Raw genomic sequence first — 25,097 nt, forward strand, 5'->3', positions numbered from 1 at the left:
GGGTGACATGAATCACCCCCTTTAAATGATTGGAAACGAGACTTACTCGGCGGGATTCAAAAACACATGGTGTAGGTTCATGACGCCAGAACCCGGCACGCTTTTCGGATCTACAAGCATCGTGTAGCTTCCTGCTTTCGCAAAGTGCATCGTTCCGACTTTTTCAGAGGCAAAATCATTCCATGTTCCGGTATCCCCCACGGTGAAGGTCAGTTTCTGATCTCCGGCACGAAGCTCGACCGAACTCCCCTTGTTACCTGCCGGGCAGGCATAGGCGATTCCGACCTCGTAGTCACCGGGCTGTTTGACCTGGAAGGTCCACTCCAGTCGCTCACCGACTTGTTTCCAGCGTGTGATGTATTCATCGAAGCCTTGCTTGCGATAGACTGCATTCGAACCGCTCAAATCAGCTGCTTCGGCTTTTAGTTCGATCGCGCCCTCAGTCGGCTTGAAGTCGCCTGTAATTTTCATCTCAAGCAACATCAGCTCTGTGGGCTCAACCATGACCGCCTCGGAAGCATCCTTTGCTGGCACCAAAAATATAGCGCGCGGGCGGAACAACTCTTCTTTGGGAGTGGCACCATCGGCTGAGGCGATTTTGAGATCGTAAACTCCGGGCGTCAGCGTCACGACACCAACCTTATCGCTCGCGGGGAACGTGGTATTGGGACTCTCAAATCCCATGCGCAAACTTTCCTCGGTGGCATATTTGGGATCGCTGTTACCAAAGCGTGTTGTCTCTTGGATAAATTTCGCGGTGCCGACAGTCACTTCGTATTTATTGTCAAAGGGACGCCCCGGTCCCTTGCGGTTACCATAGACGAGATAGATTTCATAGCTTCCAGTTTCAGCCGCACGCACACGCCAGGAAACGGCATCTTCGGCGCTGACCCAATTGCGCAGATAGGCATCTTCACCACGGCCGACGCCTGCTTTGAGGTCTCCGAAAATACTTGCCCCATCATAAACGTGCAGGCGGTTCTCTTCTTCAGGTTCAATGAGTCGGACACCGTCGCTCTTTGGCTTGGTAACGCATGTCAACTGGATCACACTGTCAACAGGATGCGGCGGCTGCGATGGCACCTCTACCGTCACAATGGTGTCGCTGGTACGCGTCACCTTCAAAGGCTGATTACCTTTCATTAAAGTTGCGGATTGCACATCAGTCAAAAGACCTCCGACCCGCAGTTTTCCATCTTTGGGCCAATCGAGCACGTGTAGATACAAATTATCCCCCTCCGCACTAATGACACCCCAGTTCTGGAAGGGCAAAGGCGATTTGCCTGCACCGTGAATGGAGGCCTCCTGCCCTTCGATCCACTCGGCAATGGCGTCAAAGGTCTCGATATCTTTCTCGACCCAAGTGCCGTCCGGTTTGGGCCCGACATTAATCATCATGTTGCCACCACGTGCCACCACGTTTGCAGTCATACGAATGAGGTGCTCTGGAGAACGGCGATGGTGCTCGTCGTTTTTATGATAGCCCCACGAATGCAAGGTCGATTGAATCGCTTCCCAGTAACGCTCGTCGCGCGGGGGGAAGGCAGTCGGGTTGTCAGGTCCACCGCCGTAATCGCCGTAACCACGTCCGATACGATAGCTCACCACCGTCTCGGGCTTAATTTCGCGCACCGCTTTCAGAATGTGTGCGAGGTACCCTGCGGGCAACCAGCCGGGAGTATCAAACCAGATCATCTCCGCATTATAGTCCACTAGCAGCTCACGTAACTGAGGGATGCATTTTTGGTTAATATATTCCTTAACTCTCTCCCTGTGAGCGTCGCCCTCTTCTCCTTTCTTGTTATACCAATCGCGCTCCTCATCTGTTGGATGAAAAGGATGCTCCCAGGTAAAACGAAAATTACCCGGCTCATACCAGTCCTGGGCATGCGAATAATAAACACCGAACTTGAGACCGTGCTTCGCACACGCATCGGTTAGTTCACGCAGAGGATCGCGCTCCCAGCCGGCCGTGTCCTCGATATCAAAGTCACTGTATTTTGAAGGATAAATCGCAAAGCCGTCGTGATGCTTCGCGGTGATCACCACATACTTCATGCCAGCCTTTTTAGCACGAAGAACCCATTCCTCCGCATTAAAGTCATCCGGCTGGAATCGGCTGGCAGCAAACTCAATGTATTCCGATTTAGGTATTTTCAGTTCGCGTGCGATGTGTTCGGCATAGCGGTCAATCGACTTTTCTCCCTCATATTCGCCACCTAATACAGAATACGCGCCCCAGTGAATAAACAGAGCCAAGCGTGCCTCTTCCCACCAGCCCATGCGTTCATCCAGATGCTCCATCGATTCCTGCCACCAGTCCATGTTTGGAGTTTCGACGGATTGAGCGGCCAGCGGCGTCGCTAGCGGAGAGGAGCAAAGGATCGCGCCTGCGAGACAGATCGCACTACGTGTGGTATTGGATAGTATAGACATAATTACAAATGATAGATTTTGGGGAGGACAAGTCGTGGCTTTACTATAATCATCACCACCGAATAACTGCAGGCTGGATTGTTAATTGCCTACCCCCTTACACTCCATCAAATGCGGAAATCTTACGCACTTTTTTAGGTAAAATTTCGAAACACTCGCTTATCGAGTCACAGACTCCCATGACTTCCCAAAACGGATCTCACTTACATGCAGAGGTATATCACCAATGACGTGCAATATGATTGAATCCAATGGATCCTTACTGGTGTCGCCTTCGGCACGCAGTCTCCAAATCGGCTCCTCCCGCAGTTGCTCGGGGTCACCTATGACATCCAGATTGATCTGATCCTGTGCGTGAGGCCGGATCAGAATTTTCCCCACCAATAGATTCGCCTCATTCGGGTTGGTCTTGGCTGAAATTCGCTCACTACTCCCGTAGCGACATAGCAAGGTATGCCCCTTAAAGATGCCGGTCGTCAGTCGATCCGAGTCATTCTTCGACGGATTATCTGTATTCCTGAAATTGACGAAGAGGGTCGAAGCATCGCCATCCTGCGTGGCTGTATCCGCCTTGTAGAGCACACTAAAATAGTAGGTGCCACTCTGATCACGACGAATCGGATGCGCCAAACGACGGTGCAAAGTTGAATTGCCGGAGATGACAGCCGATTTGCCAGTGGCACTAAAAAAATCTCCGAAGCTAAAGCCTTCGGCCAGAACCAGGGCATCGCGCCGGATGACCTCCATCGACAGAGTACGTGCCAAGCCACGCCAAGGAGTATCCCAGCCCAAACCACCCTCGCCCAACTCTACGGGCTGGTTCAGCTCCACAGGGTAATCAAAGTTATCCCGTGCCCATGGGGTTCGACTGACCTCGGAAGGCAGATAGTCGAGCACTTTGCTGCGATTCCCCGTATCCAAAAACGCCAACTCAGTCTGCCCACCGAAAACGGCGGTTTCCCCCTTGGCGATAAAGGAAATGTCGTCTGCCGATTCTGGATTGGTCCGCCAGACTTCTCCGTCGTAGACGCGGATCGCTTCACCAACGGAGCCAACTTCAATCGAATACTCAGTGCCGACATCCACGAGAACCGAGTAAGGGGTCCGCACTTCAAAGGTCTCACCGATGAAAAAGTTTTCAAAGCCTAAGTAGCCATAATGTAGAAAGGCTTTATCAGCCGTCTCCAAGCTCAGGTGAGCAGGTCCTTCGAGAACGATACGTGCCCCTTTATCCAAGCCAAAAACAATGGTTCCGGACTCCAATACGATGTCTCCAAGAGAGAGTCGGCCGCCCTCTACAAAGGTCAAAGCATTGTCTTTAAAGACGCAATTCTCCATGCGAAGAATCGAAGCCACTTCAACCGAAGCAGCAGGTGGATTCACCGACACGTACTCCGGATCGACACCATCGGACGGGTTCCACCACAGTAGACCGGCCATAAAGATAACAAGTGCGGCAGCAATCCCTTGCCACCAACGATTCGAGACCGACTGCTTAGGCGTTGTTTTCGGAGCGTAATCCAACATCAGCAAATCTGAACCTGCAGAGTCAATACCAGCCATATCGCTCAAGGCCATATCCAGCGAGGCGGCACTCCTAAAATCCGCACGTAGTCCGGCATCCGTGCGCAAGCGCTCCTGCAAGCGAGCCAACTCGATCTCGTTGATCTCACCACTCAAATAGCGGTCAATTAATTTCCAATCTTCGTTTTTCATTTGATCCCCTCATTGGCCAATTTACCTTGAACACAATTCAGTAAGGTCAGTCGAAGACGACTGAGCAACTGATAGAGCGCAGCTGGTGTCTTACCAATTTCAGCTGCGAGTTTCTTTTTCGACTGATCGGGGGTATAGGCTTTAATCACAAGCCCACGATATTTCTCAGGCAATTTACGGATACACTTCTGCAGTGCCTGAATTTCTGCAGCACGTTCGGAGGTTTCCTCGACGCCTTCATCGGCAATCAAGCTCAGTAGGTCTTCATCCAAAACCAAGCGATCTCTCGCCTTGGATCGGCGGTATTTCAGAATTTCATAGCGTGCAATCACGCACATCCAACGCCCGAATCCTTCCGCGTCCTCAAGTGTCGAGAATTTACGCCAGGCCACCAGACTGACTTCCTGCATGACTTCGTTCACATCCTCAATCGTAGGCAGCCCTGCACGTACATACGCACGCACCTTGGACTCGTGCATCGAGGTACAAACGAACAAAATCCTCCATTTTTAGATCTGACATCGGTAATTCATTAACTCCACTTGTTTACTACCGCAATTCACAAGATGTGACGAAATAAATCTAAATAATGAATCTACTCCAGAGTCTCGATGCCCACGGGGCCTGCTTCAAAATCAGAGGGGCTCAACCACGCTGAACGCACTTCCACTCCTTCCATGGTACGCTCATACAGATCTACGCTCTTCGGATCCATGTAGGGATACTCATCGAAGATATCACCATGACCAGCCATTCGGGGGTCACCTTCGTCTGTCAATCGCTGCAACAAACGCAGGCGCAGTTTGTTACGCTTGTCTACAAATTCAGGATAACCAGCCAAATTGAGCAAACAATCGGGATCTTCGGAAATTTGATACAGCTCCTCCTGAGGGCGCTTACCGAAATTCCATTGCCAGAAGTGGTGTAAGCTCGGATCGGTGCGACCTTCGAGAATCTCGGTTTTCGTGGCGCCACCGTCGGTGTTGGCATAGCCGGCCTCTGGATTACCAACCGGCCAGCGTCCGGGCTCAAAATTAATGATATAAAGAAAATCGCCCTCGACAATCGCCCGCGTTGGATAGCCGACATTGTTGGGACGCCCCACATCATGGCGTTCTTTTCCGAGCAGGACATGATCCCTAACTTGCTCGGACGGACGGTTTTCCAGAATGGGGCTCAAGCTGCGACCGGTGATTGATGCCATACCAGAGCGATCGGCTTCAATCCCCGCCACTTCCAGAAAAGTGGGCACCAAATCAATCAGGCTCACAAACTCGTCCACCGAGCGCCCGGCGGAACGAATACCCTCGGGCCAATAAATGATCAAAGGCAAATGATTGGAATACTCGTAGGTCTGCCCCTTCACCCGCGGAAAGGGCATGCCGTTATCCGAAGTCACGATAATAATCGTGTTATCCAAGATGCCTCGAGCTTCAAGCTCGTCCACCATCTCCCCCAAACGGGCGTCGAAATACTCCAGTTCAAAAACGTAGTCCAAAATATCGTCGCGCACCACATCCGTATCCGGCCAGAACTCGGGGATCCATTTGACATCCTCCAGCGATTTGCCACCGACCTTACGACCACTTTGAAACTCATATTTTCGGTGCGGTTCCCAGCCTCCATACCAAAAGAAAAAGGGCTCTTCGCTTTGACCATCGTTCAGAAAGGTCTTAAAATTGGCCACATAATCAACGATATGAATCCCACTGGTAGGCGGATCGAGAGTGAGATCGGTATATTGATTCACCAATACATCGCGCCGCTTGCCATTTGCATCAAAGGCTTTTCCCGGCAGCCAGCCTTTGCCCGTATAGCCGACATGGTAGCCATTCTCGTTCAAGACCTCGGCCACAGACTTAAACTCCAGAGGAAACGAAGCCCAGTGATTACCGGCCTCTTTTAACTGCCAGGAGTTCCGCCCTGTCAGGATGCAAGCGCGCGACGGTCCACATTTGGAATTGGGCGTATAGGCTCGTTGAAAAAGAAGACCATGATCCGCCAAGCGGTCCATCGTAGGCGTGGCGACCCAATCGGTTCCGTATGCCCCCGCATGCAAGCCGGCATCATCCGCCACACAAAGCAAAATATTGGGCCTAGCGGATTCTGCCCTCAATATAGTGGACGACATCAACACAGCAGAGCCGAAAAAAAACAGCCCCGCTAAGTTTTTAGTCAAAGTGTCTCTAAGAGTTAAAGTGAACATATACTAAGAGACCGCCGGACAGCTAAGTTTTTAACGTTTTTCGAGAAAAATAGCATCCAAGGCAGGAACGCGAACTTGATCGCTGTGCATAATACGGGAGCCATCATTCTCCTTCCGCGTCCCTGAAATACGATAGTACGCACCATCGTAGTCAGGAAAGAGCGAGGTCAGGTCAAAAACTTGCTCGTGCAATGAAGGGTTCGACAACACCACACCCTGCTCAAATTCGCGGGCAAATAACTGCCCGCCTTGGTGAATCTTTAGATTCCGCAGAGCCACCGCGCCTTGATACTCAAAAGTAATTTTAAGCGAAAGTGTATCCAGATTCACATCCCCCACATCCCGAAAATAAAATGACTGCCGAATAAAACCTTCGGTGCCAAAAACTCCTTCCAAGTCATTGTAAAACCCGTTCTTTCGCGCGGAATCCTCATACTCCGGTAATTCGTCGGCAGATACTTTAATCGCTCTGGGGTAAGCGCTTCCCGCCAGCGATGGGGCCAGTGGCTCCTTCGAAATCACTTCAAAGGATAGGACGATATCCCCCGCCGGTCGCTTGAGGCCCTTCAGAGTCAATGTGATGGGTGCCAACGGATCGTCGTCATTTCCCTCAAGAATCAGCGCATCACCGCCCCCTTGACGCATGCTTGCCCCATGCAATTCAAGCTTTGTCAACAATGGCTCCCCCCAACGCACCCCGTCTCCGTCCAACAAGTCTGGCATGGCTTCCTCCAGGCGTAAGATCGGCCCAACTGCTTGTCCCAACCAATGAACCTGCCCGCGATGCCCCGCGACGAACTCGTCCAATGGCGCACCGCTCTCCTCGTTAGAAACACTGGTCGCATAGACACCCAGGCTGGAGAGTGTGCCCAAGCCCAAACGCGCGTATTGTTCTTGATTCTCGAGATCGAAGTCCGACTTAAACTTAAGTGCCGAAAAATTAAATGGGTAAGGCACCTTTCCAAAAGCCGTCCAGTAATCAAAATGGTTAATCGGCGTCGAGTAGCCGCGGAAGGCATCATGATGATAGGGAAAGCCCTCGGCCTCCATACCGCTAAACACCCCGACCGCACGCTGGTGCTTATCCGAACCGCCATCGCCTACGATAATGAATTCAGGCCCCATGCGTGCACGCAATCGTTCGGCCCATGCCACCATACCTTCACGCCAGACATTCCGACCATCAACATAGCCATCTAAATCCGTCACGCCATCGACATTGACATCCATGTCTGGCCAGCGCGCCACCCAGTAAGTCACATCAAAAGCCACCCCGCCAAAACCTTTCAGATCTCCGGTCTTGGGATCGAATTTAGAAACGATTTCATCCACAAACAGATCCGAAGCCTGCTGCCCATTGGCGTCCCTGGGGCAAGTGCTGGCATGATTATAAAACCAAAGAATCTGCCCGCCCCAAACACCGCCGACAATCGGCGCCACGTAGAGCCCATTATAATCCTGCACCTCAGAACCATACAGGCCCCGATCCACCTCTATTGTTCCAGTCGTGAGATCAACCGACGTCAAACGGGCATATTCCGTCTTCTTCCAATTGAGGCGACCATCTGGAAAACGCTCCACTAAAACAAGATCCGGCGCATGCCATTCTCTTTCCCGCCGATCAATATACCCCTTCATCGAGAAACGATCCACATGCTCAACTTTCAATACCGAAGAGCCACGCTCAACCGAACCATCCACAGCCGATCCCGTATGCAAGGCCCAATGCCCGGGGAAATAGCGCGCCTGCACCTCCGGATGTTCTCTGGCCGCCCGCGCTTCACCATTCAGATGCCATAGAAACAAAGTTTCCGGGTGCGCTGCCAAATAACGCTGCGCCCATGCAGGCGAATCGGGATGCACATCGAGTTCTTCATTCCAGAATTTGCGAATAACGACTGTGTAATCTTCCAAACTCTGGCTCCAGGCCTCATAGGATCGGTGGCTAGGCCGATGCATTTCCCCACGAAAAGCAATCAAGGCCGGAAATCCCTCTTGAAAGACGCGTTTCGCTTCAATGCCGACCGGATAATTCTGCCCCAGCGCCACCGAGCACACGGCAATCACAAAAAACATGGAAATTCTAAGAATGCGAAACGTCATACTCATGAACTACCCGACACGACGAAATCTAACGAAATATCCCATCCTGTATCCGATTCGATTCATCATGCACTGCAAATGAATCCCCCGAAAAACGTAAAATTTCCAGACTACTGGATGTAATAAGATAACACATTCCCATTTCGATTATGCACAAACCCTTAGTTCACCTCGCCACTTGGCTCTTTGCTTTTATATTGAGCTCTATTTTTATCCCTGCGCTACAGGCAAAAAGTCTTCGTATCACAGCACCGGGGACTGGCATAGATGCCACCCCAATTTTACTAGACGCTCTCGCACAATGCGTCAACGAAGACATCGATGAACTCATTCTAGAATCTGGGCGCTACGATCTATATCCCGACTCTGCCCCGGAACGATTTGTCCACGTCAGCAACCACGACGACGGGCTCCGCCGCACCGCGCTGGCTATCTGGAATGTGAACAATCTAACGATTTCAGGTCATGGTGCAAAACTCATCGCACACGGCCAGGCATTCATACCAATAACGATTTATAATTCGTCAAATATCGCCATCGAAGGTCTCACGATCGACTGGGCCACACCGCTTCACATGCAAGGCACAGTAACCGGTATCGACCCGGAGAACAATTCCTTCACCGCCCACATGCTCGACGCCGAAAATGTATTCATCAATCGCGGACGAATCCTACACGGCGAAGGAGGCTCCCCGCTCAATGGCATCAACGATTTCACGCTCAAGCCCAATAAAGAATGGTGGCAAAATGCAGAATGGACGCACTGGGTCGATAGCCAGACTGGACGCCCACTGCCGAAATCTCGACAACAGCCCATCCTTGAATGGCACCCTCGCTGGAAGACTCCAGCCACATTTATGGATTTGGGCGAAGGCGCATTCAGCTTTACCAATGCCACCGCATCCATGCCTCAAGTAGGGGATACTTTTATTTCCAAAGGCCTACTCATGCCCAACCGCATGAGCCCTGCCATTCACATGGAGAACGCCAGCGACATCGCACTGAAACAAGTCACCATCCATCATGCAGGCGGCATGGGACTCATTGCTCAGCGCAGCAGCGATATAACGATCGACGCAATGAACGTCCGACTCCCCGAAAAGAGTGAACGCTGGGTCACAACGACGGCTGACGCCACTCACTTCGTACTGTGCAAAGGAGACATCACGGTCACGAACTCCTACTTCGAATACATGCTGGACGATGCGCTCAACGTTCATGGGCTCTCCGCAGTCATCCGAAAACAAACTGGCCCTGCCTCACTCGAATGCGAGCTCATACATTTCCAACAACTCGGCCTCGAGTTCGCACAGCCAGGAGAGCGTCTTCGCTTCTCCCAACAAGCCGACCTCGTTCCATACGGAGAGCGTAAGGTAAAAAGCTACCGAAAGCTGAATAGCAGTCGCTTCGAAGTAACCTTTACCGAACCAATAGATACTTTCCTTCAACCGGGCAGCTATCTGGACAATCTGGATTGCAATCCAGACCTAACATTCTCCGGAAATACCGTCCGCAACAACCGGGCGCGCAGCATTATCTTTTCAACTGCCGGTAAAGTTGTCATCGAAAACAATCGATTCGAACACGGCACCATGGCCGCCATACTCATCGAAGGCGATGCCAACAACTGGTTTGAATCGGGCCCCGTCGAGGATGTGCTCATTCGCAATAACACTTTCGTCCCGCTCAGCCCCAGCAGTTATATACTGGAATTCGGTCCCAATGAAAAGGGCATGAAGACTCTCAGCGATGCTCCCTTCCACCGGAATATCCGTGTGACACAGAATCAATTTAAATTGATCGGCCCGCGCATCCTGCATGCCCACCGCATCGACGGTATTTCCTTTGATGCGAATACAGTGCTCACTCAAGCCGACTACGTTTACAGCAAGGCCGCGAGCATCCACATTGAAAGATCCCGAAACACAAAGGTCAGCGGAAATCGCTTCGATCTACCCAACGAACCCGTCCTTCACATATCTGAATAAGGCTCCCCCCGACTCCACCCACGCAAAACATCCCCATGAATATACTTGAAGCCGTTCTCTTCATAACCGCAGTTATCAGCGTCATTGCACTAGGTATTTGGAAAAGTCGCAGTGAAGAGCTGAAAAGCAAGCATGCCGCCAGCGACTACTTTCTAGCTGGTCGCGGTCTGAGCTGGTGGCTGGTCGGCTTCTCCTTGATCGCCGCGAATATATCAACAGAGCAGTTTGTCGGTATGTCCGGGGGAGCCGCCGATCGCCAAGGACTGGCCATCGCTTCCTGGGAGTGGATTGCCTCCATCACGCTCGTCATTGTCGCATTCTGGTTTCTGCCCAAATTCCTGCGTACCGGCATCTATACAATTCCAGAATTTCTAGAGTATCGCTTTGATACGGTGGCTCGGCTGGCCATGTCGATTCCTGCCGTGCTTACGCTGGTTTTTGTCAACACATCGACGGTCATCTTCTCGGGGGCCAAATTCGTCTCCGAATACTATGCGGACGTGCCGATCATCAACAACCTGACCGCCATGTGCTGGGCGATTGCGATACTAGCGGCGCTCTATGTTTTCATCGGTGGATTGAAGGCCTGCGCCTGGACCGACTTAATCTGGGGTTCCGCACTGGTTATCGGGGGAGCCATTGTCATGTTTATGGCCTTTAATTACCTCGGCGAAAAGCCAGCCGAAGAATTGATTCTCACTAAAGTCGCCAACTCCGAAGCCACCGTTCAGCAGATCGAACAGGCTGGCTCACTGGAACGTTTCATGTTGCTGAACGACGGTGTCGACGGTGAAGCCGAAGCGGTCGTCGGCAAAAACGCCGCTGGCGGAAAACTGCACATGGTGCGTCCGTCCGACGATCCCGACATCCCGTGGACCGCACTGCTGATCGGCATGTGGATTCCGAATTTCTTCTACTGGGGTCTCAACCAATTTATCGTGCAACGAACCCTGGGCTCCAAGTCGCTGGCGGAAGGACAGAGGGGCATCGTTTTCGCCGCTTTCCTCAAGTTAATCATTCCCTTTGTCGTCGTGATCCCGGGCATCATGGCCTTTAATTTGTTTTCGGATGACCTCCGAAGCACCGCAGATGGCGCCAACACGAAGATTATCGCATCCGCATCCACAGATGCTCTGTTCAAAGTCGATGAGGATTATGTATCGCTCAATCCGGAGAAGGCACTGGAGATTTATACAACCAATCTAACCGCATCCGGTGCCAAGCTAGAAGACTTGGACACAGGGCTCGATTCGATGGAAATGGCGAACCGAATCAATAACGCCGCTGCAGAAGTCAAAGCCGCGAACCCTGATCTCGTAATCGCCGGCACACTGAAAGGCTACGATTACGATGCGGCCTTCCCCGTGCTCGTACGCAATCTGATCAAACCCATGCCATGGATCTCCTGGTTCGTCTTAGCAGCTCTCTGTGGCGCAGTCATCAGCTCGCTGGCGTCCATGCTCAACTCGGCTTCGACACTTGCCACGATGGACCTCTACGCAAAATTTACCGGCGAAAAGGATCAGGCCAAACTCGTCGCCGTCGGCCGCACTCTGGTCATCGTTTTCGTTCTCTTAGCCGCATCCTTTGCACCGAAGCTAGACGCCTTCCGAAGCATCTTCGCCTACATTCAAGAATTTCAGGGATTTATTTCCCCCGGCATTCTAGCCGTCTTCGTCTTCGGCTTCTTTTCCCCAAAAACACCCCGTTACTTCGGCGTCGTGGGGATCGTCACCAGTGTCGTCGTCTATGGCGCCCTACTTCTCTTCGCCTCAGAGATTGCGTTTCTCAACCGCATGGCGATCACCGTCGGCATCGTGCTCTTGACAGGGCTCACACTAACGATTCTCAAACCTTTGGACAAACCAGTAGAAATGCCAGTCAATGAGGAGATGGATCTGAAAACCTCTCCCTTCGCCAAAGCTGCCGGCGTAGGCGTCGTCATACTGACCATCTCGCTGTATATTGTATTTTGGTAGCCTTGCCCAAAGCTACTCGGCCTCCGATTAACCAGATAATTAATCCCGGCAATATCGGAGCTTACCGATCTGGATCGACTTAAAAGAACTGCACCGCGTCATCCAGGACGGCGTCGATGTGCAAGGCGTTCCTCCCTGCCCCTTCATGGACAACTTCGAATGTGGCGAAGGCTACGGTATCCGTTTTGGCATTACCCACATGGACTACAAGACACTCAAGCGAACTCCAAAACTGAGTGCTTATTGGTATTCCGAAGTCATCAAGCAAAATGCACTTGATCCATTAGAATCCTCCAAGGCACATCAACTCTCTTCAGGCATTCAATCCTTTCCGCGCCACGTGCTGACTGCGCCACTGACCGGGTGGCACGCCGGTCGCCGTAGTAAACACTCGGTAAAAATAACGCACATCCTCGTAGCCAACATGCGCGGCGATGCTCTCAACCGACAGCCGGGTTTCTAACAGCATTTGCCGGGCGGCATCGAGGCGCATCTGCTGCTTCAGCTCCATAAAACTACGGCCCGTCAACTCTTTCACGATATGACCGGCCCGCGAAACAGAGACGCCCAAATGACGCGCCACGGACTCGAGTGACAGGTTCTGGTGGCACTGACTTTGAATCAAACGCAGTAATTGCTCGCGCCGGGCATCTTCTCCGCCATGCGTCTCCGTTGCCGGACCGATCCCTGCCAGCAGATAAGCTTGCAAGCAGAGCCCCATTGCAGCCAGCGCATCCATGCGACTCTCTGAAAATTCGGGCAATGTCTTCGCCCCCGTCTGCCCCGCCCGAAACTGCCCGAGATAAGCGATCCCAAGCAGGCGCCCGGCATCCACTAAGGGAATGATCAGCTCCATGGCTCCGGCATGACAAACATGAAAAAAAGGTGTGGTGTATTCCAGTGCCTTACGAGTGACGACCCCGAGATCACACTGCACACAACGTGCGTCGTGAGCGATTTTCACCTGCTGGCAGAAGGGCGTAAAATGTTGCCGCTTGGTAAGAGGCACCTCCGCCAGCGCGCTCTGCTTGGCCGCATTGTCATCAAAGACCTTGAGACATAGCTGGAGACCACTGAGAGACTCGACCTGCTCAATCAAGTCCGCGAGTGACAGCTCCGTCACTTTTCTAAACGTATATGTCATTTATAGCGGATTTATACAGGATTTTAGCCGATCTGTCCATAGCACATCCAGCTCGATTCGTCTAATATATCGTCATGCTTTACCGATCTGTATTTGAACAGTGCTACGATGTAGCGATTTACGCCGCCGGCTATGCGGGGCTGGCTGCCGCATGGACACTCGGCCAACAGGGCAAACGCGTGCTGCTATTGGACCGCAGCATGGACATCGCCTGGGAATCGGGCCGCGCCTTTGCCCGCGATGCGGGCGCACTGCGTGATCCACTTTGGCAAAAGTTTTGCCAGCAGGTGCACAACCACAGCGGTGCATCAAATAACTTAGACCCCTGCAGTGCAGAGATTATCGCAGCCACCCAGTAACAGGATGCGTCGGATCAGATCGATGTCTTGCTCGGCGCGAGTCCAATCCGTAGCTGCCAACAAGACCAAGAGCTCTCCGCATTGCATGTGGCGACAAAATCAGGTGAACGAATGCTACGGGCTCAACTATGGCTGGATGCCTCGGATGCCGGCACGCTCTTTCGGATCGCGGCACCGCAAACCTACGCCAAGCGCCGAAAGCCGCAGGCCTACGAGGCGCGCATTCTACTAGGTCTTGCTTCCGAAGGCCAAATGCCTGTGGAATTTTCCAGCAAACACGCATTCATCGAAGCAATCCCGCATCTGAATGCCTTCAATCTTTGCCTGCGCGCCGCCGAACCGCTTTCGCAGAGTGCGCTCTTAGAACGCTGGCAAAGCCTGCGCACACAAGAGCCCGAACTATTTTCGGAAGTCGAAGTGCTCGCCCTCGCCTACCGAAACCTGCCTGTCTACGCAGCAACGGAACCATGTGATGCCCCCGACACAAATCGCCCGCTCAATTTGCTCCCTGCCAGCCCGGCCTTCAGCACACAAGCCGTTCACTCACTCGCGGACCGCTTCGCTCTGGGCCGTGAGGCCGCAAGGAATGTGCCGTCCCCTCGGAAGCTCGACTCGGTCAAAGATCGATGTGTGGGTTCGCTCCCGGAACAACATTTACAATGCGACATCTTCGTCGCCGGTGCAGGAACCGGCGGAAGCATCGCTGCGCTCACAGCCCAGGCCGAAGGTCATCAAGTGCTGGTCGCCGACAGTATGCCCATCGCGGGCGGTGTCGGCACTGCCGGGCTGATCAGTAACTACTTTTACGGCCACCCTGGCGGTGCTCACGAATCCCTCGACCAAAAAGGAGAGTCGCTGCAAGACAGCCATACCATCCCTACGCCTAGGGGCATGCACTGGCATCCTGTGGGTAAAGCGACCGCGTTTCATCAGAAACTCCTCGACCCCAGTCATTTTATTCCAGAAGCCATCATTTACGGAGCAAAACGCGAGGGCTCTACGGTCACAGAGATTCGAATCGCTACAGCCGATCAGATTTTCATCGTCACCCCCCGCACCGTGATCGACGCGACGGGCGATGGCGATGTCGCTGCGCTCGCGGGCGCAAGCTATGACTTCGGTCGTCCCGGCGATGGACTGCCTCTCAGCTATTCCCAGCCAGCCTACTATCGGCAAATGGACAACGGCCGCCTCGGACTTTATAACTTTGATGCCGGCTGGTGCGATCCAACAGCCCCAGAAGATCTCACCCGGGCACGGCTCAGTGCACTTGCGCAGTACCGCACGCTCCCGCCAGAGGGTGAGAAGCGATTGGTCCAACTCGCCCCATTACCGGGCATCCGTCAATCACGTCAATTTCACACCCGCGAACGACTCGAACTGGCCGATTTAATGAACCACCGTAGCCGGGCAAGTTCCATTGGAGTCACGCAAGCCCCGCTCGACACCCACAGTGTCGACTTTGAATTTGAAGACGATGAAACAATGTTCTGGCTTTGGGGCTGCAAAAGCTTCCGCCATCTTGTGCACGCAGAAATGCCCTATGGCATCATGACACCCAACGAGCTAAACAATCTATGGTTAGCCTGCCGCTCGGCAGGCATTAGCCCAGCCGCCTCGTATGCGGCTCGCATGCAACGCGACATGCATCGCTTAGGCGAAGCCGCCGCCTACGCAGCCAGCGCATGGCTGGAAGGGATTCCTAGCCAGCAAATCCCCACACACTGTCAGGCCCGTCTCGATCTGAGCGGTGCCCGAGCCCCCGTAAGCCCGCCATCGGAAGTCGATCCTCTGGAATTACTGGATCAAGGCAAACCCAGCCCTCAGCTCTGGAAACTCTATCAAAACAAAGACAAATACGAACATGAGATGCTCGAGCGTTTGCGACATCCCAACCCTGACATCTCCTGGCTCGCCGCCGTCATCTGTGCCATGTGGAACGATCCGCGGGCCGAAGCGCGCCTACTACAGGCGATCCAATCCAAAGAAGCGGGCATCGAAGCACCTGCGCTGTCACGCGGCCCCTTCAATCAACACATCGACGTGCCCAACTGGTTTCTCGCGATCAACCTCTTACGCCGATGCGGCAGCGAAGCCTGCTTACCGGCATTGCAAGCGCTGGCAGAGCAGGATGGCAATTGCCTGAACCTGCGCACCTCGCTGGCACTCAGCATTGAACGACTGCACAATCGTATCCAAGATATAAATACACAGATTCCAGTCGCGAAACTATTAGAAGCACTCGTCCATGACGCGACACCCGACACCTGGGTGCGCCCCTCACGCTCCATCAAACGCACACTCGACGGCGAGGCGCAACGCCCGCTTCCCCAGGAGCCAGTCGGCATCGACACCAGCGAAGACCACCGTTGGCAACTGGATCTGGCAGTCGCCCGTGCCGCAAAGACCTGGGACATTCCGAGCCCGATCGACATCGATCCGTATTTAGCAGATCCCAGAGCTTGTGTCCGCAAGGCTTTTCAAGATTTACTGTCAAACCAATGAGCACAGACACCAAAGCTTCCTCTCTAAACCGCCCCACACGACTCGTATTGATCGGGATCGGCGGCTACGGCCATTTTTATATCGAACACATTCGAGCACTCCGTTCGCAAGGAGCCGCGCAACTAAGTGCGGTGGTGGACCCACGATCAGAGCTGTCTCCTGATTGGCCGGAAGTGCAGCAACTCGGTATCCCAGTCTATCCGACACTAGAAGCATATTTAGCCAAGGAAACGCCTGCGGAACTGGCGATCATCTGCTCGCCCATTCCTTATCATGCCGACCAAACCTGCGCCGCTTTAGCAGCGGGCATGCATGTGCTCTGCGAAAAGCCCATTGCCGCCACACTCGCAGACGGACGGCGCATGCAAGCCGCCGCCGACGCACGCCCGGATCTATTTCTAGAGATCGCCTATCAATGGTCCTTCAGTCGCGCCATCCAGTCCCTCAAACACGATATTTTGCAAGGCGAGCTCGGCGCGCCCTTGCGCTTGCGCACACGCGTCGCTTGGCCCCGCGACAAGGCCTACTACACCCGCAACAACTGGGCGGGTTGCATCCAGACTCCCCAAGGGCAACCGGTTTTCGACAGCCCAGTCAGCAATGCCACCGCGCATTACTTACACAATATGCTCTATCTCTGCGGCCCGACGATCGCTCAGTCCGCACGCCCCTTGCGGATGGAAGCCGAGTGCTACCGTGCCAATCCGATCGAAACCTTTGATGCCGCCTGCTGCCGACTAACACTCGATAATAAAGCCGAATTACTCTTTTATACCGCGCACTGCGTCGATGTAGAAGACGGCCCTCACTTTTGCTTTGAATTTGAAAACGGCACCGTCAGCTACAGCAATGGTACCGAGCTACGCGCCGTATTCAAGGACGGCTCCAAGCGCAGCTATGGCAAGCCAGGCGACGACACCATGCGCAAGCTCGACATCTGCGCCGCTCGCTGCCGTCAACCCAGCCCGGACATCTGTCCGCCCGCCGCCGCAATGGCGCACACAGTCTGCGTGCATGGTTTTCAAGAAGTGACGCCTCATGTCTTTAAGCCAGAGCAATTGCAGATAAAGGGCGAGCCAGGCGCTTCGCCACTCACCTACTTTCCTGCGATGAACCAAGCCATGATCGACGCCTACGATGCAGGAAAGCTCTTTTCAGAAAACGCCACAACTTGGGCCATGCCCGCACAGTCAATTGACCTGACAAGTATCCAAACGTAAATGAAGACACGCTATAACGATAGAAGATAAAATTTTGACACCACCGTTGCTCGACTATCTTGCTCAGGAAGGCGCGCCTACAGAGTCACGCTCAATAAGTTGACCACGTAAATGGAGTAGAGACGGCTGCGAATGAGGCGACTTTCCCTGCAACAAAGCACACATCCAATCCGCGGCCTCATTCGCCAAGTCTACATAAGGAATCGCAAAAGTAGTCAAAGCCGGCGTTAGGAAGTCACAAACACCTGGGTCGTTATCGCAGCCGACCACACTCAGATCCTCAGGTATACGCAAACCAATGCGATGTGCATATTGATAGATGGCGGCCGCGTTCCAGTCGTTGGCAGCGACAATTGCAGTGGGTCTTTCTGCCTGCGGCAGCGACAACATCTTTGCGACAAGCGGTTCGACATCGCGAGCAGGCTGAGTCGTTTCTACCAAAGTTCCAGACGGCCGCGATAACCGCACAACCCAATCCGCCTGCGGTACGATTTCCAATTCATCCAAAGCACGATAATAGCCCAGATAACGCAGATTGAAACTACGATGATGGCGACTATTGCTAACGAAGCCAATTCTTCGATGCCCTTTCTCAATGAGATACTGAGTCAACTCGTAGCCTGTGTGCAACGAATCAATATCCAAAAAACTACAGCTGGTAGAAAACGGCTTACAGAGAAGATTTAGACGCGGAAGCCCCGCTGGTAACTTCTTCCAAAATCCCGAACTTGGTGAGCCCGCCACAAAGAGAGCACTAACACCCGATAAGCTAGGGAAATGATCCCCTTCACCCTCATTATAAAAGATCACTTTCATTCGACTATCAAACTCCTGAAAACGCTTATCCAAAGTATGAATCAATAAGTGAGACAGGTGCGAATGGCGCCAGCTTTCGGTCGTATTCACCCAGATGATAGCAATAGTCTCACGACTAGATAGTGATGCCTCCACTTCCTCAAAAGAATCCGGCTTGCGAATCCCCGCTTTAGCTCGCACTGGCTTAATGTAGCCCAGCTCACGAGCCGCCCTATGGACCCTTGCCGCAGTTTCCTCCCCCACAGAACCACTATTATTTAAAACAAAAGACACGGTGGTCTTAGACACGCCAGCATGCGCAGCAATTTGCGCCATCGTGATCCGACGACTCCCCTTTAATTCCTTGTTCTCCATAACAAACAATCATGCAAAAAAGTTTACTAAACACGAGACAATTCAACGAAACAGAACAAAAAAATAAGCTAAAAAAGCAAATTCGCAAAACATTTAAACTTGACTTATGTTTACTAACAATAACATAAGTTTACTAAACAAATATCACCAATGCCCCCAGCGAATCCACACCAGTCAAAGCATAAGCGACACCCCAGGCAGGGCTTCACCTTAACCGAGCTACTGCTAGTAATCGCCATCATCGCAATACTGTTTAGCATTTTACTACCTACGGTCGGAAAAATGAAAACCTCTGCCAACAAGGCCAAATGCGCTAGTAATTTAAGAAACCTTGCCCTCGCCTGTAGAAGTTACAGCGTCGAACACAACGCTCGGGCACCTCACCCGAACTTAACAAATGATTTAGAGCCAAGCTATATTCACGCCCCCCACTACTACGAAGTGGCGGCTTACGAAGACACCTTAGCACCCTACCTCGGCGATCGCTTCGATACTATGTATTGCCCAGGCGAACTGAGCAATGATCCAATCGGCAGTTATGACCCTGAAATTCAGCGACAAGCGAACACCCCCAACGAATTTGTCAGCTATCAGTATTTTCAAAGCACCAGCACAGGAGCGCCTTCTGGAAATGCCAAAGCCGAATACAGTTTGCTGTTTAGCAATACGCTAAATGCCCCCATTGATTGTGCAATGTGGGGCTGCCTCACATACATCACAGGCAGCAAAAGTTTCGGCCACATGGAAGGCCGCTCCTCTTCCGGCAGCATCGAAGGCATGAATGCCGCTTATGCCGATGGCTCGGTCAGATGGGTACCCTTTGATCAACTGGAGCCCTATACTGCAGATGGCTCCTATCTCTGGCCCAAACCTCTTCACGAACAACCGTGAACCAACAATACGAATAAATACTAAAAAGAAGGACCCCCTATGATTAAAAAAAACATGACATCCCAATGCCTCGCTTTCGCGCTCGGGGCATGCGCACTCACCAGCTCGAGTCTCAACGCAGAGACACTGGCCGCGTGGGACTTCAGCAGCAACTTGAACGCAACCACTGAAGCAACCAACATTACCGGCTCGGCTGTCACTTTCGGTAATTTTAGTAATGCATCCACTAGCTACTACGGACGCTCCGGAGGAGGCGAGGATCTATACGCCCGGGCATTTGAAATTTCACAAACCAATGGAGACGGTCGTATCTTAGGCACGACAGAGGCAGTCTCTGTGGAGAGCCGTAAAACTTACTTCGAGTTCACGCTAACACCCGATAGCGGTGCGTTTGATCTCAGCAACTTTACGGCGACCATCAACGCTCAGACCGTATCGGATACAGACGCCCAAACTGGCTTTACCGCTTATTACTTCCTACGCTCAAGCGCAGATGACTACGCAAGTAACCTAGGAACAGGCGAGGTTTCCGTCACTGCAACAACAGCAAGCGCCGGAAAGACTAGCGCTGATGTCATCTTCAGCGCAGACCTCAGTGACTTCGACAATATCAGCTCTGCGGTAACCTTCCGCCTCTACACCTACGCAGTCGGTGATGGCGGCGAGACCTTGAACTACAACCATATTGCACGTGCCGATGACTTCACCATCACAGGCACCACCGCAATCCCTGAACCCAGCCATACAGCCGCCATGCTCGGCGCTGGAGCCTTAATGAGTATGTTGATGATCCGTCGTCGCATCAAAGCCTAATCCTTGGCGTATTTTAGAAGGGCACCCTAGTTCCGTAGGGTGCCCTATCTATTTACAGCAACACCAATCGTGTAACAGAAAAAGAAGGCGAAGTGCCTTCTACGGGGCTTATTGTGCCCCAAGCAAGCCCTATGAAAGTAATTATCTTAAGTTTATTGGTCGGCATCAGCACCTTCGCCTGCGCCAACGACAACTCCATGCCGATGCCCAATGCGGACTTTGAATCCGGCGATACAGGCTGGTCTTTCAATGGCAGCATGAGTTCGATCCAAGCACATGCCGCACGCAGCGGCAGCTACGGGCTGGAGGTGAACGATACAAAGCACAATCTCGGCAGTAACCTCCGCTCTTGGAAGCAGTCTGTCATGCCAGGACAATCCTATCAACTGGATTTCGATGCCAGAATCCTCAGTGGTGATGGAATCGCCGTGTATCTACAGTTCTACAATGCGCAGGATCAACTCATTCGTGACAGCCAAAACAAAGAGCAAATCCTCCGCACGATCCCGGGAGAGGCCAGCGACTGGGAACGCTTTTCCCTGGCGGCCACTGCACCCGAAACGGCAAGTAGTCTAAGAGTTTGGATACATTCCTTCATCAGCAGCGAGGTGCTGGCTCAATTTGATAACTTTACTTTGCGCCCCGTCTCCCAAGAAGCCGTCCAAAGACACGGCAGCGAACAAGCCGCGGATCGAAAAGTATCCGCGTATTCTTGGATCGGCAACCCGGACAATTTGATCGTATTCGCAAAAGACAGCCCTGCGACTGCTTTTGCCGAATTAAAGGTCATGCAAGCAGACGGTTCGCCCTACCGCAGCCCCAAGGAGGACTGGGAGCAGGCCCGCTCACGCGTGGAAAACAATCCGCAATGGTCCGACTGGTTGGAAGAAAAACGAGCCGAGATCGATGCATGGATACTGGAGAAACAAGATCGAGTCGGCTGGGAAGCGGGCTGGAATCATGAATTTATTAGCCCCAAAGACGGCGCTTTCTTGATTTGGACCAAAGATGTGCCCGGCGAAGATGTGGACTATCTCATGAGCAAAACGGGCGATCGCGTCGAAGTGACCCCCACACTGATCCGCGCATGGGTGGGCGCGTTCCGCAAACGCCATGCCGACATGATGATCGAAGCGGCGTATCTATACCGGCTCACCGAAGATCCAGCGTATGCGGAATGGGTCGCGGAGCAACTTGATTTCTATGCGAACAATTACGACAGCTGGGGCAATGGCGCTTCACAAAAGCAGCATTCGCACTTGGGCTTTCAAAGCTTAGACGACGCAGTCATCATCTCGCGGCAGATCGATGCCACACGATTAATCTTTGACTACGCGACTCCAGAGCGCCGTCAGGCTTGGTTCACCAAGCTCTTTAAACCCGAGGCCGCCCTGCTGGATAGCTGCTTCCAGACGATCCATAACATCGCCACCTGGCAACGAGCCACCCAAGCAAAAATCGCGCTACTCTACGAAGACGCAGAACTCTGGCAGCAGGCAATCGAAGGCACCTTCGGCTTGAAGGCACAGTTTCAACGAGGCGTCACCTCCGACTACATTTGGTATGAGCAGTCGATGGGCTATAACGGATTCATTATCATGGGCACGCACTCGCTCTTTTCCTTTAGTGCCCTACTCGGCGAAAAAGATAAACTCGCCGAAGAAGCCTACGTGGCACAAAATCTCATGTTGGCACCACTCGCGCTTCGCTTTCCCAATGGACATCTGCCCAACCCCTCCGACAACACCGGAAATCCCAAAGCTTCCACGACTTGGCTGGCAAAGACTTATCGTATTTTTCCAACGTATTTAGGGCTGGAAGCCGCCCGGAGCAGTTACAATTGGGATACCCTGATTGATCCACCCGCTCAAATCGTAGCGGACGATTCTGACATCACACCCGCCTACCCTGTTGTGCATACGCGCAATATGGAAAGCTCCCAATTCGCGCTGTTGAAAGAGGGCCCCTGGCAGGTATTTTTTCACTTTGGCCAACTCAACCGATCGCACTCACAAGCAGAGGCGCTCAACTGGTCCGCCTCTTATAAAGGCCTCATGCTTTCGGAAGATGTGGGAACGGTTGGCTATGGATCGCCTTTAGCCAGCAACTACTACCGCAAAGGACTGGCGCACAACATCCCGCTGATCAAGGGACAAGGCCAGAAGCCATGGAGCACTGGAGAGCTGATTGAATTTGACGCTGATCAAGCGCGCGTCGCTGCGCGACAGAATCAATACCGGCAAGATGTATCGGCCGAACGAAGCCTTCAAATCGATGGCGACACTCTGATTGATCAAGTCAGCATACAGCTGAAAGATGGCAGCGCAGCAAGTCCACTCGGACTCTCGCTCCACATCATAGGCCAAGCACAGTTGAACCAGGCCTTCCGGTCAATCGAGTCGGAGCAGTTCTCACAAGATCGTCCACGTGCGTTTCAATACTGGTCCGACATCAAAGCCACCGAATACGAAGGCTCAGCCAACATCCCGGTGCAATTGTCAAATGGCGACTTGATTGAAATCGAATTCGAACACGAGGGCCCCTTCACCCTCTATGTGGCGACGGCCCCCGGACGCCCCAATACGAGTCATACCGGTTTCTATTTAGAAACCCCTCCTCTCACAAAGGCGAATTGGACAACTTATATTCGTCCAATCATCGTATCCAACGATTCGATACAAGCATCGAGCGCAGACTAAGCCTCACATCAGCCATTCAGCTTCTCAACAAAGATCTCCCACACCATGTTAACGGAATATATCACACTCGGCGTTTATCTCGCAGTTCTACTGGCACTGGGTGCTTATTTTAAGAAGTTCACCAACAACTTGAGTGACTTCGTACGTGGGGGCGCCCAAGGGCGCTGGTGGCTGATCGGCACCAGTATCTTAATGTCGGCGATCAGCGCATTCACCTTCACGGGAAATGCGTCTGCGGCATTCGAAGGCGGTCCGTCATTACTCGTAATCTATATTGCCAACTGTGCAGGCTTTGCTTGCGGTGGCCTCTTCCTCGGCCGTTGGATGCGCCAAACGCGGGCCTACACCAGCGCGGATGTGGTGCGTAAACGCTTTGGCGTTCCTGTTGAACAATTCAACGCCTACTTCGGCGTCGTCATGTATCCCATCACGGCTGCCATCCAGTTGTATGCTCTCTCGCTCTTTGCCAGCACGGTATTAGGCCTGCCTTTGATTCCGATTCTAATCACGATCGCGATCATCGTAACCTTCTACTCCACCTCCGGGGGCAAGTGGGCGGTGATGGCCACTGACTTTGTGCAGGCCATGGTCATGATTTCCATCACCCTGCTTGTTTGCTTTCTCTCGCTGCGTGCTATCGGAGGGTTTTCAGAGTTCTTTAGCTACTTCAAGGATCCGCGCTTCGCTGAGGATTTTAAATTCATCAAAGATGCCGGCACTTTTGACGGCGATCGCTACACCCTCAAGTGGGCCATCGTCATCTTTTTTATTCAGGTCAATGCGCAGATCAGTCTGTCCTCAGCTGGCCGCTACATTACCGCACGCGATGGTAAAGAAGCTGCCAAAGCATCCTGGTTGGGCTTTGCACTGATGGCGATCGGTAGCGCCGTCTGGTTTATCCCGCCGATGATTGCTCGCTTCCTCTTCGAAGCGGAGATTCTCGGTTCCGGTATCGATAAGCCCGCAGAAAGTGCCTACGCTTACATCGCCATGGAACTGCTGCCCAATGGCCTGCTCGGCATGATGATTGCCGCCATGTTTGCCGCGACCATGAGTAGTATGGATACGGGGCTCAACAGCCAGGTAGGGATGATTGCCCGCAACATTATTCCACGCATTCGCACAATGCTGGGGCGGGAACATGCGCTCAGTCCCAAACAAGAAATGCGGATCTGTCATATCGCGACCGTGTGTCTCGGCATCTTGATCACGCTGTATGCCATGTTCTTTGTCTTCTACGATGAAGTGACGCTCTTTGATGTTAGCCTGATGATTGCAGCGGTCATTGGAGTGCCGCTCTCCTTCCCTCTCTTTTTAGGACTGTGGCTGCGCAAATTGCCGAAATGGTCTTTCTTCCCCATTTTTGCGGCCTGCACGATTCCGTCGCTCTACACCTTCATTGACAGTAAGTTTTTTGGTAATCCATGGACCGTCCAGGACAAAGCGATGTGGATTATGACCTTCGGCATCGCAGCGGGCTTAATCTGCCGATTATTGGCAAAGCATAGCAGCCAGCAATCAACAGTCGAACTCGAAGCTTTCTTCGAAGAAATGGACCGGCCGATCAATTATCAAGAGGAGATCGGCGAGTCCGCGATCGATTACGAACAGTATTTTATCATCGCCAAAGCGCTCTTCTTCGTGGGGGCACTGATTACACTCATCCTGCTACTGCCCAACGACTTTTTTAACCGGCTCTGTGTCCTATTCATCGCCGGATTCGTCTTCACAATTGGAGCTCTACTCTGGTGGGGAGGCACACGCGCCAAAGCGATCGTTCAAAAGAATCAATCAACACAAAAACAAGCAGTGGCAGACAATGAGGCTGCCACGCTCAAGCCATAGGCGAACCTTCCGAACAACAGATC

16 protein-coding genes and 1 pseudogene are annotated in these 25,097 nt (G+C 52.7%); 10 read left to right on the plus strand and 7 right to left on the minus strand.

What is annotated here, in order from left to right; translation table 11 throughout:
• Positions 1 to 42: 42 nt before the first annotated feature.
• The 5 genes from SH580_RS05110 to SH580_RS05130 form a co-directional block, all read right to left on the minus strand.
• Positions 43 to 2,436 carry an alpha-L-fucosidase gene (locus SH580_RS05110; RefSeq protein ID WP_319833935.1) on the minus strand — a complete coding sequence of 798 codons (2,394 nt, stop codon included), beginning with the start codon at positions 2,434 to 2,436 and terminating at the stop codon, positions 43 to 45.
• Between the two features lie 159 nt (positions 2,437 to 2,595).
• Entirely contained in the window at positions 2,596 to 4,152 is a 1,557-nt protein-coding gene (locus SH580_RS05115) for a hypothetical protein (RefSeq protein ID WP_319833936.1), read from the minus strand.
• Positions 4,149 to 4,631: a sigma-70 family RNA polymerase sigma factor gene (locus SH580_RS05120; RefSeq protein ID WP_319833937.1), complete on the minus strand. Its 483-nt coding sequence runs from the start codon at positions 4,629 to 4,631 to the stop codon at positions 4,149 to 4,151. Before SH580_RS05120 ends, SH580_RS05115 begins: the two co-directional genes overlap by 4 nt.
• Before the next feature lie 116 nt (positions 4,632 to 4,747).
• On the minus strand, positions 4,748 to 6,331 hold the full coding sequence (locus SH580_RS05125) for a sulfatase family protein (RefSeq protein ID WP_319833938.1): 1,584 nt from the start codon (positions 6,329 to 6,331) through the stop codon (positions 4,748 to 4,750).
• Between the two features lie 57 nt (positions 6,332 to 6,388).
• A complete protein-coding gene (locus tag SH580_RS05130) occupies positions 6,389 to 8,434 on the minus strand; it encodes a hypothetical protein (RefSeq protein WP_319833939.1) in 2,046 nt (681 codons plus the stop codon).
• A 176-nt stretch (positions 8,435 to 8,610) separates the two neighbouring features.
• Between SH580_RS05130 and SH580_RS05135 the strand changes: the two genes are divergently transcribed.
• From SH580_RS05135 to SH580_RS22135, 3 genes and pseudogenes are all read left to right on the plus strand, one after another.
• Positions 8,611 to 10,449 carry a right-handed parallel beta-helix repeat-containing protein gene (locus SH580_RS05135; protein ID WP_319833940.1) on the plus strand — a complete coding sequence of 613 codons (1,839 nt, stop codon included), beginning with the start codon at positions 8,611 to 8,613 and terminating at the stop codon, positions 10,447 to 10,449.
• A 35-nt stretch (positions 10,450 to 10,484) separates the two neighbouring features.
• A complete protein-coding gene (locus SH580_RS05140; protein WP_319833941.1) occupies positions 10,485 to 12,428 on the plus strand; it encodes a sodium:solute symporter family transporter in 1,944 nt (647 codons plus the stop codon).
• Between the two features lie 88 nt (positions 12,429 to 12,516).
• A pseudogene (locus tag SH580_RS22135) lies at positions 12,517 to 12,687 on the plus strand (family 1 glycosylhydrolase); the annotation flags it as partial.
• Positions 12,688 to 12,741: 54 nt separating this feature from the next.
• Here SH580_RS22135 and SH580_RS05145 read toward each other — a convergent pair.
• A complete protein-coding gene (locus SH580_RS05145) occupies positions 12,742 to 13,572 on the minus strand; it encodes a helix-turn-helix domain-containing protein (RefSeq protein ID WP_319833942.1) in 831 nt (276 codons plus the stop codon).
• 74 nt (positions 13,573 to 13,646) lie between these two features.
• Between SH580_RS05145 and SH580_RS05150 the strand changes: the two genes are divergently transcribed.
• The 3 genes from SH580_RS05150 to SH580_RS05160 all read left to right on the plus strand — a co-directional run bounded on the left by SH580_RS05150 (position 13,647) and on the right by SH580_RS05160 (position 17,656).
• A complete protein-coding gene (locus SH580_RS05150; protein WP_319833943.1) occupies positions 13,647 to 13,931 on the plus strand; it encodes an NAD(P)-binding protein in 285 nt (94 codons plus the stop codon).
• Between the two features lie 111 nt (positions 13,932 to 14,042).
• A complete protein-coding gene (locus tag SH580_RS05155; RefSeq protein WP_319833944.1) occupies positions 14,043 to 16,436 on the plus strand; it encodes an FAD-dependent oxidoreductase in 2,394 nt (797 codons plus the stop codon).
• Positions 16,433 to 17,656: a Gfo/Idh/MocA family protein gene (locus SH580_RS05160; RefSeq protein WP_319833945.1), complete on the plus strand. Its 1,224-nt coding sequence runs from the start codon at positions 16,433 to 16,435 to the stop codon at positions 17,654 to 17,656. The genes SH580_RS05155 and SH580_RS05160 overlap by 4 nt, the downstream gene beginning before the upstream one ends.
• Before the next feature lie 63 nt (positions 17,657 to 17,719).
• Here the strand turns inward: SH580_RS05160 and SH580_RS05165 are convergent, their stop codons facing one another.
• Positions 17,720 to 18,826 (minus strand): LacI family DNA-binding transcriptional regulator, encoded by a 1,107-nt coding sequence (locus SH580_RS05165; RefSeq protein WP_319833946.1) that lies wholly within the window; start codon positions 18,824 to 18,826, stop codon positions 17,720 to 17,722.
• A gap of 150 nt (positions 18,827 to 18,976) precedes the next feature.
• On the opposite strand from SH580_RS05165, the gene SH580_RS05170 reads away from it, so the two are divergent.
• From SH580_RS05170 to SH580_RS05185, 4 genes are all read left to right on the plus strand, one after another.
• Positions 18,977 to 19,717, plus strand: a complete 741-nt coding sequence (locus tag SH580_RS05170) for a type II secretion system protein (RefSeq protein WP_319833947.1) — start codon at positions 18,977 to 18,979, stop codon at positions 19,715 to 19,717.
• A 39-nt stretch (positions 19,718 to 19,756) separates the two neighbouring features.
• Positions 19,757 to 20,530: a PEP-CTERM sorting domain-containing protein gene (locus SH580_RS05175; protein ID WP_319833948.1), complete on the plus strand. Its 774-nt coding sequence runs from the start codon at positions 19,757 to 19,759 to the stop codon at positions 20,528 to 20,530.
• 131 nt (positions 20,531 to 20,661) lie between these two features.
• On the plus strand, positions 20,662 to 23,229 hold the full coding sequence (locus SH580_RS05180) for a carbohydrate binding domain-containing protein (RefSeq protein WP_319833949.1): 2,568 nt from the start codon (positions 20,662 to 20,664) through the stop codon (positions 23,227 to 23,229).
• A 45-nt stretch (positions 23,230 to 23,274) separates the two neighbouring features.
• Entirely contained in the window at positions 23,275 to 25,074 is a 1,800-nt protein-coding gene (locus tag SH580_RS05185) for a sodium:solute symporter family protein (RefSeq protein ID WP_319833950.1), read from the plus strand.
• Positions 25,075 to 25,097 lie beyond the last annotated feature (23 nt).

Origin of the sequence: Coraliomargarita algicola (genome assembly GCF_033878955.1) — a bacterium.
In the GTDB taxonomy this organism is placed as follows: Bacteria; Verrucomicrobiota; Verrucomicrobiia; order Opitutales; family Coraliomargaritaceae; genus Thalassobacterium; species Thalassobacterium algicola.